The sequence below is a fragment of the Nitrospirillum amazonense genome, assembly GCF_007828035.1.
GTDB classification, from domain to species: domain Bacteria; phylum Pseudomonadota; class Alphaproteobacteria; order Azospirillales; family Azospirillaceae; genus Nitrospirillum; species Nitrospirillum amazonense.
This window is the reverse complement of sequence record NZ_VITV01000002.1, coordinates 540,310-554,989: the sequence shown is the minus strand read 5'-3', so window position 1 is coordinate 554,989 and position 14,680 is coordinate 540,310. Positions and strand designations below refer to the sequence as shown.

Here is a 14,680-nt window from a genome sequence, read left to right as displayed (position 1 = left end):
TCCGTTTCAGGGCATTGCTCGGTGCTTACTCCGCCGCCGGCGCCGCCACCTTTTCAGGTCCCTGGGCGGCCTTGGCGCGTTCCTCCGCCACCAGGGGCTGCTTCCACAGCTTGCCCACGGCGGTCTTGGGCAGGATGTCGCGGAACTCCAGCGCCGCCGGCAGCTCGTGCCGGCCCAGCTTGTCGGCCAGGAAGGCGCGCAGTTCTTCCAGGCTGAAGGGGGTGGCGTCCGGGCGCAGGGTGACGAAGGCCTTGGCGCTTTCGCCGCGATAGCTGTCGGGGATGCCGATGACGATCACCTCCGCCACGGCGGGGTGCTCATAGATCGCTTCCTCCACCACGCGGGGATAGACGTTGTAGCCGCCGGACAGGATCATGTCCTTGCGCCGGTCGACGATGAACATGAAGCCGTCATCGTCCAGGTAGCCGATGTCGCCCGTGCGGAACAGGCCGTCGATGAAGGCCTCGCGCGTCTCCTCCGGCTGCTTGTAATAGCCCTGGGTGACGTTGCGGCCCTTGATGCAGATCTCTCCCTTCTCGTTCGCGCCCAGGGTCTTGTGCGGGTCGGTCAGGTCGCGGATTTCGATGGTGATGCCCGGCATGGGGATGCCGGCGGAGCCGACCTTGCGCCTATGCGGCGGGGTGATGGTGCCGGCGGGGCTGGTCTCGCTCATGCCCCAGCCTTCCAGCACCGGCTTGCCGGTGGCGGCCTCGAACTCGTGCGCCAGTTCCACGGGCAGGGGCGCGCCGCCGCTGCCCACGAACTTCAGGCTGCTGAAGTCGATGTCTTTCACCCGGGGGCTGGAGGCGATGGCCCGGTGCATGGTGGGCACGCCGGCGAACAGGGTGGGCCGGTGGTCGCGGATGCTGTCCAGCACGGCATCGGTGTCCCAGCGGGGATGCAGGATCATGCAGTAGCCGTTGCGCATTGCCCGCACCATCAGCGTGTCCAGCGCGTAGATGTGGAACAGGGGCAGCACCACCATCATGCGTTCCTGGCCCGGCGTCAGCCCCATGAATCGGCTGAACACGTCATAGGCCCCGGCCGAGGCGCTGAGGTTCTGGTGGGTCAGCATGGCGGGCTTGGGCAGGCCGGTGGTGCCGCCGGAGAATTGCAGCGTGGCCAGGTCGTCCAGCGCGCGCTTGGGCCAGCCGGCGGCCGGCGGTTCCGTGGGCGCCAGCAGGGCGGTGTAGGGCAGGGCGCCGCTGGGCAGGGCCTCCGCCGGCACGCCCTGGCCGGCGAAGTCGGTGGGGCCGGCCACCACCAGGCGCACGCCCTCGGCCAGGGGCAGCTTGTCCGCCAGGCCGGCGAAGCTGATGACCAGGCGGATGTCGGCCTTGGTCTGCTTGTGCGTCAGCTCCCGCTCCGCATCCAGCGGGCTCAGCGGAACGACCACGCCGCCGGCCTTCAGCACGGCGTAGAAGGCCAGCACGAAATGGGGTGTGTTGGGCAGGTGCAGGCCGACGTGCACGCCCGGGCCCACGCCCAGCTTGGCCAGGTTGGCCGCCACGCGGGCGCACAGCGCACCGAAGGTGGCGAAATCCATGGTCTGGCCCATGCAGATCAGGAAGGGATTGGCGGGCCAGGTGGCGACGGCGCGGTCCAAATCCTCCACCAAGGTGGGCAGGGGCGGTTCGCTGTTCCACTCGATGCCCGGCGGATAGGACTTTTCCCACAGCATCGTCATGCGCTGGTCTCCTCCCATTATGTGCCCGCCTTCATGCCGAGGCGGGGTTAGTGGGCACTATGCTTTCACACCAGATGGGCGTTTGCCAAGGGTGACGGATGACGCGGTCACATTGTTCAACAATGGGGGTAGGCGGCGCTAACCGTTAGCCCCGGGGGAGGACGGCCCCGGGTTGGCAGGTTGAATAAAGGCTTTTTGATTTTCGATCCCCGGCTTTCACATCGAACTTTAAGGCGGCGTTGACGTCTCTTGGCGTCCAAGCCGGCACCCCGCCGGCCAAGAAGATCAAGAGATGCCTTCCCATGTCGCATTCCATCCAGTCCACCATTCCCCGCCGCCGCACCGCGCTGCGCGTCGCCTCGGCCACGGCCGCCTGCGCCTTGATGCTGGGCGCGGCCGCTGCCCGCGCGGATGAGGACGCCGCCGCTGCGCCCGCCCCCGCCGGCATCACCGTCAGCGGCCTGGTGGAGGCCGGCATCACGGCGGCGGACCATGGCGCCGACCGCGGCCCCAACTATGGGCACCTGTTCACCGACCGCACCGACCAGCTGGTGCTGAACCAGGCCGTGGGCACCATCGCCAAGGACGCGGGCTCGGGCGACGACTTCGGCTGGGGCTTCAAGCTGCAGGGCATGTACGGCACAGACGCCCGCTACACCCACTTCCTGGGTGAGCTTGACCGCACCATCGGCGAGCGCACGCAGCTGGACATCGTGGAGGCCAACGTGACCTTCCACGTCCCCGACGTGGCGGGCGGCAGCCTGGACCTGAAGGTGGGGCAGTACGCCTCGCCCCTGGGCGCCGAGACCATCGTGGCGTCCAGCAACCCGCTGTACAGCCACAGCTACATCTTCAACTTCGGCCTGCCGTTCAAGCACACCGGTGCCTTGGCCACCCTGCACCTGTCGGGCGGCATCGACCTTTACGGCGGCGTCGACAGCGGCGTGAACACCAGCCTGGGCAAGGATGGCGACAACAACGACGCCTGGTCCGGCATCTTCGGCTTCGGCTACGCCAATGCCGACAGCACCGTCACCCTGGTGGCCCTGACCCATGTCGGGCCGGAGAATGCCAGCACCAAGGCTCCCCTGGGACTTAAGAACGCCAATGACGAGGCGCGCTGGATCAACGACGCCGTGCTGACGGTGAAGGCCAGCGACGCCCTGACCCTGATCACCGAGCTGAACTACGTCCGCGACGACCTGGTGAAGGCGGAGGCGTTCGGCGCCGCCCAGTACGCCACCTGGAAGTATAGCGACGCCGTGTCGCTGACCCTGCGGACTGAGCTGTTCCGCGATGTCCAGGGCTTCTACGTTTCAGCCTATCAGGGCAACCAGGACTATGTCCTGGCGGAGGCCGGGCAGCCCACGCGCGCGCCGGTGTTGTCGGCGGGGCAGGGGGCGACCTATATGGCGCTGACCGCGGGTGTGACGTGGAAGCCGGCGGCCACCCTGGGTTGGGACGCCCTTCCCGACGGCCTCGCCCTGCGGCCGGAGGTGCGCTACGACCGCTCGCTGGGCGACGCCCGGCCCTTCGCCGGTGATCAGGGACAGACCACCTTCGGCCTGGACGTGCTGATTCCCTTCGGCGGCTAAGCCCCGACCCATTTCAACAACGACGGCGAGAGTCCCATGAGGACGCAGCTATGGGGTTGCCTAGCCTTGGGTGCCGGGCTGGCGCTTGCGCCGGCCTTGGCCCTGGGGAACACCACGACAGGGGATGACCACACCCAGGTCGGCAAGGCCAGCTGGTACGGGCGGGAGCATGCGGGCCACCGCACCGCCAGCGGCGAAGCCTACGACCCCGAGGGACTGACCGCCGCCCACCGCACCCTGCCCCTGGGCACAGTGATCGAGGTGTCGGCCCACGGCCAGGTGGTGCAGGTGCGGGTGAACGACCGGGGCCCCTTCGTGAAGGGCCGGGTGCTGGACCTGTCGGCCGCGGCCGCCCGGGTCCTGGGCCTGGATCGCACCGGCACGGCCGTGGTCAACATCCGCCCCACCGGCGCCGTCTGTCCCGCCAACCGCGCGTGCGATGCTGCGCCGCAACTGGTGGCGGAGGCGGGATCGCCTTGACGCTTGGATGGGCACTTGGCAATCCCCACCTTGATGAGGGCCGGCATGATGCGCGCCGGCCCTTACTTTCCTTTTCAGGTGATGGCGGCCAGCAGGACCTCCGTCACCTCTTCCGAGAACCACTTCCTCTGGCCATCGATCAGGACACCGCCATGGCCGTCCGCCGGTGCCTTGGCCACGGGCATACCGTGGGCCAGCAAGGCCTGGGCGCAGGCCACCCAATCCCCGCTGTCCTCCGGCTGGTTGAGCGTCGCCCAGGACAGGGTGCCGCTGACATCGTCGCCGTAGCCGTGCCTCTCCGTCCAGCGGGCGCCGTGGTCCAGCAGGAAGCGGGTGAGGGCGGCGTCCCCCCGGAACACGGCATGGTTCAGGGCGGTGGCGTTCCAGTCCCCGGCCTGCACGGTCAGGGGCCAGCCCAGGCGGACCATGACGGCGATGGCGTTGTCGCAGCCCCCCTGCGCTGCCAACTCCGGCAGCAGGCACCGCTGCCGGTCCGACAGGCTGGCAGGCAGGTCCGGCCGCTGGGCCTGGAGGGCGCGCGCCGCCGCCTCATCCCCGGTGGCACAGGCGGCGACGAACTGGTCCTCCAGCGACAGCGCAGCACCTCCGCCCGCCTGGCGCAGCACCTCCGCCACATCCGCCATGCCGAAGCGCAGGGCGACCGTGTAGGCGCTGGTGCCGTCCGGCAGGCGGGCGGCCGGGTCGGCGCCCGCCGCCAGCAGGGCCGCGATGTGCGCGGCGGAGCGGCGCCGGTAGATGGCCCACAGCAGCGGCGATCCCCAGTCGGAGATGGGACGATTGCGCGCCGGTTCATTGGCGTCGCCGCCGTGGGCCAGCAGCAGCCGAAGCACCGGCAGATTGTCCAGGTCCAGCGCCCGGTACAGGACGTTGGTGCCCGCGACAACGGCGCCGGCCTTCAGCAGCAATTCCACGCAGGCTGTGCTTTCCAGGGCATGATACAGGGACTCCCCGTCATTGGGATCGGCCCCGGCGTCCAGCAGCAGGGCGGTGAGGACCGGGTCATGGTTCTGCCCGGCAGCGCCGTAAAGGGCCGACAGCCGTTCCGTTTCCGACGGCTGGGCCACGCTGGCGGGCGGCCAGCGGTTGCCCACCGCCTGGTTGGGATCAGCGCCTGCCGCCAGCAGGGCCCGGGCGCAGGCGTGCAGGCGCCCGGCGATCTCCGGCACCCGCGCCAGGCTGGAGTGGGCGACCGCCACCAGAGGCGGCAGCCGCAGCGGGCCGCCGGCGCGGTTGACCCAGGCGGGGTCTTGGGCGATGGCCTGGCGCACGCGGTCCACATCGCCGATGGCGCAGGCCAGGATGGGGTCGCCCGTCGCGACATCCGGGTTCTCCGCCAGCAGGCGAAGGGCGGCGGCTGGCCGCGGACGGCGCATGCTGCCGCTGATGTCACCGGGATAGACCAGGCGCAGCCATTCCAGCCGGGCCTCCGCCCTGTCGGCCGAGGTGGCCCGCCGGCTGGCCACGAAGGCGTCCAACTCCGCCCAGGAGGGGAAGCCATATTCGCGCGCCAGGCAGGATTGGGCATCGTGCAGGCGCAGGGTCAGCGCCGCCAAGGCCGCGTCATCCTTGCCTTTGGCCGCCGGCAGGCTGGCCCGGAAGCGGGCGAGGGCGTCGGCGTCACCGCGCCGGTAGGACGCCAGCAGTTCCTTGGCCTGGCGCTTCAACTGGTCGATATGGGGATGGTCGGGAAGGGATCGGGTCATAAGCGAACCTCCGTGCATGAGGCGCCGACGACCCGCAAATCCGGCTGCACAAAGGTCGGGTGTGACCGCGCAGGATAGGGCCAGTGGGCTCAGCCCTTCCCGCGGGTCCGGTGGCGGCTTGGCAACCGCGCAATCGGACGATAGGGGAGGGCCGTCCAAGGGTCAATGCGTCAGGTGGGCGACATTGCTTTCGCCAACGGGCCGTCCTTGCTTGCCAGGACCGACCATCCGGGGGCGGCACCGTCAGCGACCCGAGCCAATATTTCTCCCCGCAAGAAAATCAAAGCGCCCGCATCATCCCACGTCACGGAGAACTCTTCAGGGGAAGTGGGGAGACCGATTATCCTGGCTGCGCAAACATAGGCTGCGGAGTTGGCAAACGGCGCCCTTTCCCGATTATGCCACTCGGGTTCCTTTGGCGCGGTGCAGCGGTTGTAAAGCCATACATCTCCCCGGATGCGGTCATCCGCGTCCAGAAAGTAGGCATATCCAACGCGGCCATCATCCTCGATGACAATGGACTGCCCACCTTCAGGGGCGGTCAGGCGCACCATGAATTCCATCGGGACATCCATCGGAGTCAACCACCACACATCAACCACCGCCCACCGGCAGCGGCTCACCCAGGCAATGCTCGATGGCGCGGGTGTCGTCGCAGCGGGGGGCGCCGGCGCGCAGGCGCTGGGTCAGGTCGCGCAGGCAGGTGGCGATGCCGCCGGCGCGGATGGCCAGGGGCGAGTCCAGGAAGGCGCGGTCCTTGTCGTGGGCGGCCAGGGCCAGGCCGAAATCCAGCTCCTGCTCCAGGCTTTGCGCCAGGTCGCCCGCCAGGCGGTCGCTGCCCACCGGGTCGCAGCGCTTGCCGCCCTTCTTGCGCGCCGCCGCGTGGGCTTGCACCACGGCGCGCCAATGGGCGTCGCTGGCCATGACATAGGCGTAGGCCAGGGGGCTGTTGGGGTAGGCGCTGCTGTAGGCGGCGTAGGCCTTGCCATACTCGCCCCGGCGATAGGCGCGGTCCCCCTGCGCCGTCAGGGCTCGCGCCGCCTTCACGTCGGCCGGCGTCTGCCGCTGGCGGGCGGCATCGGCCTGGGTCAGGCGGTCGGCCCTGGCGGCGGGGGTGCCCGCAGGCGTGCTGGCGGCGGGTGGGGCATCGGCGGCCTGGGCGCCGCCGGCCAGCATCAAGGCGGTCAAAGCGGCCAGCCAGCGAAGGCGTGTCGTCATGGGTTCTTTCCCGCAGCGCTGGGGTGTCGCTCCCGTTTCCGGGGGATCTTATCCGCAGTTTGCCGGGAATTGCCAAAGGGATTGCGGCAGCTCCGTTCCGCCGCCCTTTATTCACCCCCATGCCGGATTTTCCATACATCCAATCGGAATAGGTGGTCAACCCATTGAGGTCGGGGCGGTTTTGCCCGTCAGCCCGCACCTTCCGCGCCGGCCGCCGTTAAAATCCTTTTATTTCCAGCCCCCGGCTTTGTCATCGAATTTTGATGGCCATCGGCTGTCTCCTCAGCATCGACCCATCCCGCCCGGAAAGCGCCCCGTCGAGGGCCGTCCGGGTTTCGTTCGTGAGGAACATCCGCATGCTCGACGTCATCCTGCTCGCCCTGCTGGTGGGGCTTTTCGGCCTGGGCGTGGCCTACGCCTACGCCTGCGAAAGGCTGTGAGGGGCCCATGTTCGACCTGATCCTGGGCGCCGCCGTCTCGATCGGCCTGACCCTTTACCTCGTCTACGTCCTGATCCGGCCCGAGCGCTTCTGAGCGTGGCCGCAGGCCCCCTGCGCGTATGCGGAGACTTTCCCCGTGACCTTCAACGGCATCCTACAGATCGCGCTGTTCGCGGCGATCATCCTGGTCCTGACGCGGCCCCTGGGCGGCTTCATGACCCGTGTCTTCAATGGTGAGAACACCCTGTTCGGCCGCGTCTTCGGCCCTGTCGAGCGCGGCATCTACCGCATCTGCGGCGTGGATGAGACGGCGGAGCAGCACTGGCTGACCTATGCCGTCGCCATGATGCTGTTCAACCTGGTGGGCGCCCTGGTGCTGTACGCGCTGATGCGCTTGCAGGCCCTGCTGCCCTTCAATCCGCAGGGGCAGGCGGCGGTGGCGCCGGACCTGTCCTTCAACACCGCCATCAGCTTCGTCACCAACACCAACTGGCAGGCTTACGGCGGCGAGACCACCATGGGCTACCTGGTGCAGATGGCGGGCCTGACGGTGCAGAACTTCATGTCCGCCGCTACGGGCATCGTGCTGGCGCTGGCGCTGGTGCGCGGCTTCAGCCGCCGCGGCGCCCGCACCATCGGCAACTTCTGGGTCGACCTGACCCGCGCCACCCTCTACGTCCTGCTGCCCGCCTGCGTGGTCCTGACCCTGTTCTACGTCTGGCAGGGCGTGCCGCAGAACCTGTTGGCCTATACCGAGGCGACCACGCTGGAAGGGGCCAAGCAGATCATCGCGCAGGGCCCCGTGGCCTCGCAGCTGGCCGTCAAGATGCTGGGCACCAACGGCGGCGGCTTCTTCAACGCCAACTCCGCCCACCCGTTCGAGAACCCCAACGCCCTGGTCAATCTGGTGCAGATGCTGAGCATCTTCGCCATCGGCGCCGGCCTGACCAACGTCTTCGGCCGCATGGTGGGCAACGAGCGCCAGGGCTGGGCCATCCTGGCCGCCATGGGCGCCATGTTCATCGTCGGCGTCGGCGTCTGCTACTGGGCCGAATCCCAGGCCAACCCCTTGTTCGCCAGCCTGCCGGTGGATCAGGCGGTCAGCGCCCTGTCGCCGGGCGGCAACATGGAGGGCAAGGAGGTGCGCTTCGGCATCGCCAACACCGCCCTGTTCGCCACCATCACCACCGATGCCTCCTGCGGCGCCATCAACGGCTGGCACGACAGCTTCATGCCCCTGGGCGGCATGGTGCCCCTGGTCAACATGCTGTTGGGCGAGGTCATCGTCGGCGGCGTGGGCGCCGGCCTCTACGGCATCCTGCTGATGGCGATCATCGCCATGTTCGTGGCCGGCCTGATGGTGGGCCGCACGCCCGAGTACATCGGCAAGAAGCTGGAGGCCAAGGAAGTGAAGATGACGGTGCTGGCCATCCTGGCCATGCCGCTGGTCATCCTGGTGTTCAGCGCCATCTCCTCCGCCATTCCGGCGGGTGTCGCCGGTATCGCCAACAACGGCCCGCATGGCTTCTCGGAAATCTTCTACGCCTATTCCTCCGGTGCGGCGAACAACGGCAGCGCCTTCGGCGGCCTGTCGGCCAACACGCTCTGGTACAACGTGACCCTGGGCGTGACCATGTTCGTGGGCCGCTTCTTCATCATCATCCCGGCCCTGGCCATCGCCGGCGCCCTGGCCGCGAAGAAGTCCGTGCCCGCCTCCGCCGGCACCTTCCCCACCACCGGCCCGCTGTTCGTCAGCCTGCTGGTGGGCGTGATCCTGATCGTGGGTGGCCTGACCTACTTCCCCGCCGTGGCGCTGGGGCCGGTGGTCGAGCACCTGCAGATGATGGCCGGCACCACCTACTGACCCCCGGGTAGAAGCCTTGCATTGGCGTCATCCGTTCTTCGGAGATTTTGAGATGTCATCCCCTTCCATGTTCCACCCGGGGCAGCAGCCGGCGGCCCCCCAGCAGCCGGACGCACCGACCCGCCGGGGCACCAAGTCCGCCCTGCTGGATCCGGCCATCCTGGGCCCGGCGGTCAAGGCCAGCTTCACCAAGCTGAACCCCGCCACCCTGGTGCGTAACCCCGTCATGTTCCTGGTGGCGGCGGTGGCGCTGCTGACCACCGTGCTGCTGGCGCGCGACCTGGCCACCGGCGCCCAGGGCACCGGCTTCTCCTTCCAGATCGTGCTGTGGCTGTGGTTCACGGTGCTGTTCGCCAACTTCGCCGAGGCGGTGGCCGAAGGCCGCGGCAAGGCCCAGGCCGACAGCCTGCGCAAGACCCGCACCGAGACGGTGGCCAAGCGCCTGACCGGCCCCATGGTCGCCAGGGGGGCGGCCGTCACCAGCTTTCAGACGGTGGGGGCCGCCGACCTGAAGGTGGGCGACCACGTGGTGGTCGACGCCGGCGACATCATCCCCAGCGATGGCGAGATCGTCGACGGCATCGCCACCGTGGACGAGTCCGCCATCACCGGTGAATCGGCGCCCGTCATCCGCGAAAGCGGCGGCGACCGCTCGGCCGTCACCGGTGGCACCCGCGTGCTGTCGGACCGCATCATCGTCCGCATCACGGCAGCGCAAGGCTCCACCTTCCTCGACCGCATGATTTCGCTGGTCGAGGGGGCGGAACGGCAGAAGACCCCCAACGAGATCGCGCTCAACATCCTGCTGGTGGGCATGAGCCTGATCTTCATCCTGGCGGTCGTCACCATCCCGGGCTTCGCGGCCTACGCCGGCGGCACGGTGTCGGTGGTGGTGCTGGTGGCGCTGTTCGTCACCCTGATCCCCACCACCATCGGCGCGCTGCTGTCCGCCATCGGCATTGCCGGTATGGACCGCCTGGTGCGCTTCAACGTCCTGGCCATGTCCGGCCGCGCGGTGGAGGCGGCGGGCGACGTCGACACCCTGCTGCTGGACAAGACCGGCACCATCACCCTGGGCAACCGCCACGCCGCCGAGTTCATCCCGGTCTCTGGCGTCACCGACAAGGAACTGGCGGAGGCCGCCCAGCTGTCGTCCTTGAGCGACGAGACGCCGGAGGGCCGCTCCATCGTCGTGCTGGCCAAGGAGAAGTATGGCCTGCGCGGCAAGGACATGGGGGCCCTGAACGCCCGCTTCGTCCCCTTCGCGGCGCAGACCCGCATGAGCGGCGTCGACCTGGCCAATGAAAACGGGGAGGGCGGCATCCAGATCCGCAAGGGCGCGGTGGACGCCGTGCTGCGCCACGTGACGGCCCTGCGGGGCAGCCAGCCCGTGCGCCATCCGGAGCTGGAAGCCATCACCGAGCGCATCGCCAAGGCCGGCGGCACGCCGCTGGCCGTGGTGCGCAACGACCGGGTGCTGGGCGTCATCTATCTGAAGGACATCGTCAAGGGCGGCATCCGCGACCGCTTCGCCGAACTGCGCCGCATGGGCATCCGCACGGTGATGATCACGGGCGACAACCCGCTGACCGCCGCCGCCATCGCGGCCGAGGCGGGCGTGGACGACTTCCTGGCCCAGGCCACGCCGGAGGACAAGCTGGCCCTGATCCGCAAGGAACAGGCCGAGGGCCGCCTGGTCGCCATGTGCGGCGACGGCACCAACGACGCCCCGGCCCTGGCCCAGGCGGACGTGGGCGTGGCCATGAACACCGGCACCCAGGCCGCCCGCGAGGCCGGCAACATGGTGGACCTGGACAGCGACCCCACGAAGCTGATCGAGATCGTGGGCATCGGCAAACAGCTGCTGATGACCCGCGGCGCCTTGACCACCTTCTCCATCGCAAACGACGTGGCCAAGTACTTCGCCATCATCCCGGCGATGTTCGCGGGCCTCTATCCGGCGCTGAACGCGCTGAACATCATGCACCTGGCCACACCGCAGTCGGCCATCCTGTCGGCCATCATCTTCAACGCCCTGGTCATCATCGCGCTGATCCCGCTGGCCCTGAAGGGCGTGCGGTACCGCGCCCTGCCGGCCGCCAGCCTGCTGTCGCGCAACATGCTGGTCTATGGCCTGGGCGGCATCATCATCCCCTTCATCGGCATCAAGGCCATCGACATGGTCGTGACCGCCGTCGGCCTGGCCTAAAGGAGGCCCGAGAGCCATGCTCAAGCAAATCCGTCCGGCCATCTCGCTGGCCGTCTTCTTCACCGTCGTCTGCGGCCTGATCTATCCCCTGGGCATGACCGGCATCGCCCGCGTCCTGTTCCCGCGCCAGGCCAACGGCAGCCTGATCACCGCCAAGGACGGCACGGTCATCGGGTCCACGCTGATCGGCCAGAACTTCACGTCGGAGAAGTACTTCTGGGGCCGCCCGTCGGTGACCACCGACACCGACCCCAACGACAGCACCAAGACGGTGGCCGCCCCCTACAACGCCGCCAACTCCATGGGCTCCAACCTGGGGCCCACCTCCAAGGCGCTGGTCGACCGCATCGCCGGCGACGCGGAGAAATACGGCGCCACCAAGGACCACCCGGTGCCGGTGGACCTGGTGACCGCCTCGGCCAGTGGCCTGGATCCCGACATCTCGCCCGCCGGCGCCTATTACCAGGTGGCGCGCGTGGCGAAGGCCCGGGGGATGACCGAGGCCGCCGTGCGCGCCCTGGTGGATGCCCATGTCGAAGGCCGCCTGCTGGGCCTGATCGGGGAGCCGCACGTGAACGTCCTGGCGCTGAACCGCGCCCTGGACGCCGCGCACCCGTCAGGTAACTGATTGTCTTAAAGGGAAAAGCTCGCCGCTTCGGATCCGTTGGCGCTATTGTCGGCCAACGTTCCGGGGCGGCGGCTTTTGCCGTTTGCGCTTGGGCCTTCGAAAGACCACCCGTGACCAACGCCGACTACACCAACCGCCCGTCCCCCGACGCCCTGCTGAGCCAGGCTATGCAGGAGCGTCGCGGCAAGCTGCGCATCTACCTGGGGGCCGCCCCGGGCGTGGGCAAGACCTACCAGATGCTGGAGACGGCGCGACAGCTGAAGGCCGAAGGCGTGGACGTGGTGGTGGGCGTGGTGGAAACCCACGGCCGGCGCGAGACCGAGGCCATGGTGGCCGGGCTGGAGGTCGTGCCCCGCCGGGTGCTGGAGTACAAGGGCCGCACCCTGGAGGAGATGGACATCGACGCCCTGCTGCGCCGCCGTCCCCGCCTGGCCCTGGTGGATGAGCTGGCCCACACCAACGCCGCCGGCAGCCGCCACGCCAAGCGCTATTCCGATGTGGAGGAGCTGCTGGCCGCCGGCATCGACGTGCTGACCACCCTGAACATCCAGCATGTGGAAAGTCTGAACGACGTGGTGGCGCAGATCACCCGCATCCGCGTGCGCGAGACGGTGCCGGACAGCGTGCTGGAAATGGCGGACGAGATCGAGGTCATCGACCTGCCGCCGCAGGACCTGATCAAGCGCCTGAACGAGGGCAAGGTCTATATCCGCGAGCAGGCGCAGCGGGCGCTGAAGCACTACTTCTCCCCCGGCAATCTGACGGCCCTGCGTGAGCTGGCGCTGCGGCGGACGGCGCAGCGGGTGGACGACCAGATGCTGTCCTACATGCAGCGCCACGCTATCCAGGGCCCCTGGGCGGCGGGCGACCGCGTGCTGGTCTGCGTGTCCGAGGACAGGACCGCCGGCGGCCTGGTGCGCTACGCCAAGCGCCTGGCCGACCGGCTGAAGACCCGCTTCACCGCCCTGTACGTGGAAACCGCGCGCACCCAGCGCCTGACGGAGGCGGCGCGCGACCGCATCGCCGACACCCTGCGCCTGGCGGAGCAGCTGGGGGGCGAGGCCATCACCGTGCCCGGCCGCACCATCGCCGCCGATGTGCTGGGCTATGCCCGCGCCAACAACTTCACCCACATCATCATCGGCAAGTCCGAACGGCCGCGCTGGTTCGAGATTGTGCACGGCTCGGTGGTGCATGAGCTGGTGCGCAAGGCCGGCACCATCTCCGTGCACGTCATCGCCGGCGACGCGGTGGAGGCGGATGAGATCCCGCCCAAGATGGTGCGGACGCGGCCGGAATCCAGCGGCCTGGCGTGGCAGCCCTATGGCGTCGCCACCTTGATGGTGGCGCTGGCCACCGTGGCAGGCAGCCTGCTGGGCAACGCCATGGATGTGCGCAACCTGTCGCTCGTCTACATCGCCGCCGTCCTGGCCAGCGCCATCCTGCACGGCTACGGCCCCTCGCTGTTCGCCTCCTGCCTCAGCGTGCTGGCCTACAACTTCTTCTTCCTGCCGCCGCTGTACACCTTCACCATCCGCGACCCGTCCAACGTGGTGGCGCTGGTGTTCTTCACCATCGTCGCCGTCTTCACCAGCCGCCTGACGGCGCGGGTGAGGGAGCAGGCGACCATCGCCGCCAACCGCGCCCGCATCACCGCGCAGATGTTCTCCTTCGCGCGCAAGCTGGCCGGCATCGGCGAGATGGAGGATTTGCTGTGGGCCACCACCCACCAGGTGGCGCTGCTGCTGAAGGTGCGCGTCGTGCTGCTGATGCCCGACGACCATGGCGCGCTGGAGGTGAAGGCGGGCTACCCGCCGGAGGACCAGGTGGGGGAGATGGATCTGGCCGCCGCGCGCTGGGCCTATGACAACGCCAAGCCGGCAGGGCGCGGTGCGCCCACGCTGCCGGGAACCCAGCGCCTGTTCCTGCCCGTGCGGACGGAACGGGGCGTGGTGGCGGTGGTGGGCGTGGACACCGACGACCCCGGCCCCATCCTGACACCCGACCAGCGCCGTCTGCTGGATGCCATCATGGACCAGGCCGCCGTGGCCATCGAGCGGGTGAAGCTGGTGCAGGACATCGACAAGGCCCGGCTGGAGGGGGAGACGGAGCGCCTGCGCTCCGCCATGCTGACCTCGCTGTCCCATGATTTGCGCACGCCGCTGGCCGCCATCATCGGCACCGCCACCACCCTCAAGGCGGAGGGGGAGGGGCTGGAGCGCGCCACCCGCGCCCAGCTGACCGGCGACCTGCTGGTGGAGGCGGAGCGCATGGGACGCTTCGTGCGCAACCTGCTGGACATGACGCGGCTGGAGGCCGGGTTGGACATCCGCCGCGAGCCGACGGATCTGGTGGACGTGGTGCATACCGCCACCCAGCGGGCCAAGCCCATCCTGGCCGGCCGGCCGCTGGACCTGGATTTGGCAGCCGATCTGCCGCTGGTGCGCACCGACTACCTGCTGCTGGAACAGGTGCTGTTCAACCTACTGGACAACGCTGCCAAATATTCCGGGCCCGAGGCGCGGGTGGCGGTGTCGGCGGCGCGGCGGCACAACCATGTCGTCATCCGGGTGATGGATGAGGGCGTGGGCATCCCGCCCGACAGCCTGGAACGCATCTTCGACAAATTCTACCGGGTGGAGGCGCGGGACCATCGCCAGGCCGGCACCGGCCTGGGTCTGGCCATATGCCGCGGCTTCATGACCGCCCTGGGCGGCACCATCAAGGCTGCCAACCGTACCGACAAGACCGGCGCCGTCTTTGAACTGACGCTGCCCACCGATGATGCGCTAGATGCCTGGGTTCTCGGGTAAGAGCATGTTGGAATAGAGTTGA

At 68.8% G+C, this 14,680-nt stretch carries 11 protein-coding genes; 7 read left to right on the top strand and 4 right to left on the bottom strand.

From position 1 onward, the window contains the following. Positions 1–25 precede the first annotated feature (25 nt). Complete coding sequence (locus FBZ87_RS06500) at positions 26–1,687, bottom strand: long-chain-fatty-acid--CoA ligase (protein ID WP_145609508.1); 1,662 nt, start codon at positions 1,685–1,687, stop codon at positions 26–28. Positions 1,688–1,989: 302 nt separating this feature from the next. Here FBZ87_RS06500 and FBZ87_RS06495 point away from each other — a divergent pair, with 302 nt between their 5' ends. After that, positions 1,990–3,282: an outer membrane beta-barrel protein gene (locus tag FBZ87_RS06495; RefSeq protein WP_145609507.1), complete on the top strand. Its 1,293-nt coding sequence runs from the start codon at positions 1,990–1,992 to the stop codon at positions 3,280–3,282. Positions 3,283–3,318: 36 nt separating this feature from the next. After that, positions 3,319–3,762: a septal ring lytic transglycosylase RlpA family protein gene (locus FBZ87_RS06490; protein WP_145609506.1), complete on the top strand. Its 444-nt coding sequence runs from the start codon at positions 3,319–3,321 to the stop codon at positions 3,760–3,762. A gap of 74 nt (positions 3,763–3,836) precedes the next feature. On the opposite strand, the gene FBZ87_RS06485 is transcribed toward FBZ87_RS06490, so the two are convergent. From FBZ87_RS06485 to FBZ87_RS06475, 3 genes are all read right to left on the bottom strand, one after another. Next, positions 3,837–5,486 carry an ankyrin repeat domain-containing protein gene (locus tag FBZ87_RS06485; protein WP_145609505.1) on the bottom strand — a complete coding sequence of 550 codons (1,650 nt, stop codon included), beginning with the start codon at positions 5,484–5,486 and terminating at the stop codon, positions 3,837–3,839. A 170-nt stretch (positions 5,487–5,656) separates the two neighbouring features. Next, a complete protein-coding gene (locus FBZ87_RS06480; RefSeq protein WP_145609504.1) occupies positions 5,657–6,049 on the bottom strand; it encodes a hypothetical protein in 393 nt (130 codons plus the stop codon). Between the two features lie 31 nt (positions 6,050–6,080). Continuing rightward, complete coding sequence (locus FBZ87_RS06475; RefSeq protein WP_145609503.1) at positions 6,081–6,704, bottom strand: hypothetical protein; 624 nt, start codon at positions 6,702–6,704, stop codon at positions 6,081–6,083. Positions 6,705–7,151: 447 nt separating this feature from the next. Here FBZ87_RS06475 and kdpF point away from each other — a divergent pair, with 447 nt between their 5' ends. From kdpF to FBZ87_RS06450, 5 genes are all read left to right on the top strand, one after another. Beyond that, a complete protein-coding gene (gene kdpF / locus FBZ87_RS30195; RefSeq protein WP_145609795.1) occupies positions 7,152–7,238 on the top strand; it encodes a K(+)-transporting ATPase subunit F in 87 nt (28 codons plus the stop codon). 42 nt (positions 7,239–7,280) lie between these two features. After that, entirely contained in the window at positions 7,281–9,008 is a 1,728-nt protein-coding gene (gene kdpA / locus FBZ87_RS06465) for a potassium-transporting ATPase subunit KdpA (protein WP_145609502.1), read from the top strand. 52 nt (positions 9,009–9,060) lie between these two features. After that, complete coding sequence (gene kdpB, locus FBZ87_RS06460; protein WP_246134266.1) at positions 9,061–11,217, top strand: potassium-transporting ATPase subunit KdpB; 2,157 nt, start codon at positions 9,061–9,063, stop codon at positions 11,215–11,217. A 16-nt stretch (positions 11,218–11,233) separates the two neighbouring features. Then, on the top strand, positions 11,234–11,845 hold the full coding sequence (kdpC, locus tag FBZ87_RS06455) for a potassium-transporting ATPase subunit KdpC (protein ID WP_145609501.1): 612 nt from the start codon (positions 11,234–11,236) through the stop codon (positions 11,843–11,845). A gap of 110 nt (positions 11,846–11,955) precedes the next feature. Beyond that, positions 11,956–14,658 (top strand): sensor histidine kinase, encoded by a 2,703-nt coding sequence (locus FBZ87_RS06450; RefSeq protein ID WP_186454613.1) that lies wholly within the window; start codon positions 11,956–11,958, stop codon positions 14,656–14,658. The last annotated feature ends 22 nt before the right edge of the window (positions 14,659–14,680 follow it).

Bases quoted from the DNA above. Each gene is read 5' to 3' on its own strand.
- FBZ87_RS06480 (WP_145609504.1), bottom strand. From the start codon at position 6,049: ATGGAATTCATGGTGCGCCTGACCGCCCCTGAAGGTGGGCAGTCCATT.
- kdpF (WP_145609795.1), top strand. From the start codon at position 7,152: ATGTTCGACCTGATCCTGGGCGCCGCCGTCTCGATCGGCCTGACCCTT.
- kdpB (WP_246134266.1), top strand. From the start codon at position 9,061: ATGTCATCCCCTTCCATGTTCCACCCGGGGCAGCAGCCGGCGGCCCCC.
- kdpC (WP_145609501.1), top strand. From the start codon at position 11,234: ATGCTCAAGCAAATCCGTCCGGCCATCTCGCTGGCCGTCTTCTTCACC.
- FBZ87_RS06500 (WP_145609508.1), bottom strand. From the start codon at position 1,687: ATGACGATGCTGTGGGAAAAGTCCTATCCGCCGGGCATCGAGTGGAAC.
- FBZ87_RS06490 (WP_145609506.1), top strand. From the start codon at position 3,319: ATGAGGACGCAGCTATGGGGTTGCCTAGCCTTGGGTGCCGGGCTGGCG.
- FBZ87_RS06495 (WP_145609507.1), top strand. From the start codon at position 1,990: ATGTCGCATTCCATCCAGTCCACCATTCCCCGCCGCCGCACCGCGCTG.
- FBZ87_RS06485 (WP_145609505.1), bottom strand. From the start codon at position 5,486: ATGACCCGATCCCTTCCCGACCATCCCCATATCGACCAGTTGAAGCGC.
- FBZ87_RS06475 (WP_145609503.1), bottom strand. From the start codon at position 6,704: ATGACGACACGCCTTCGCTGGCTGGCCGCTTTGACCGCCTTGATGCTG.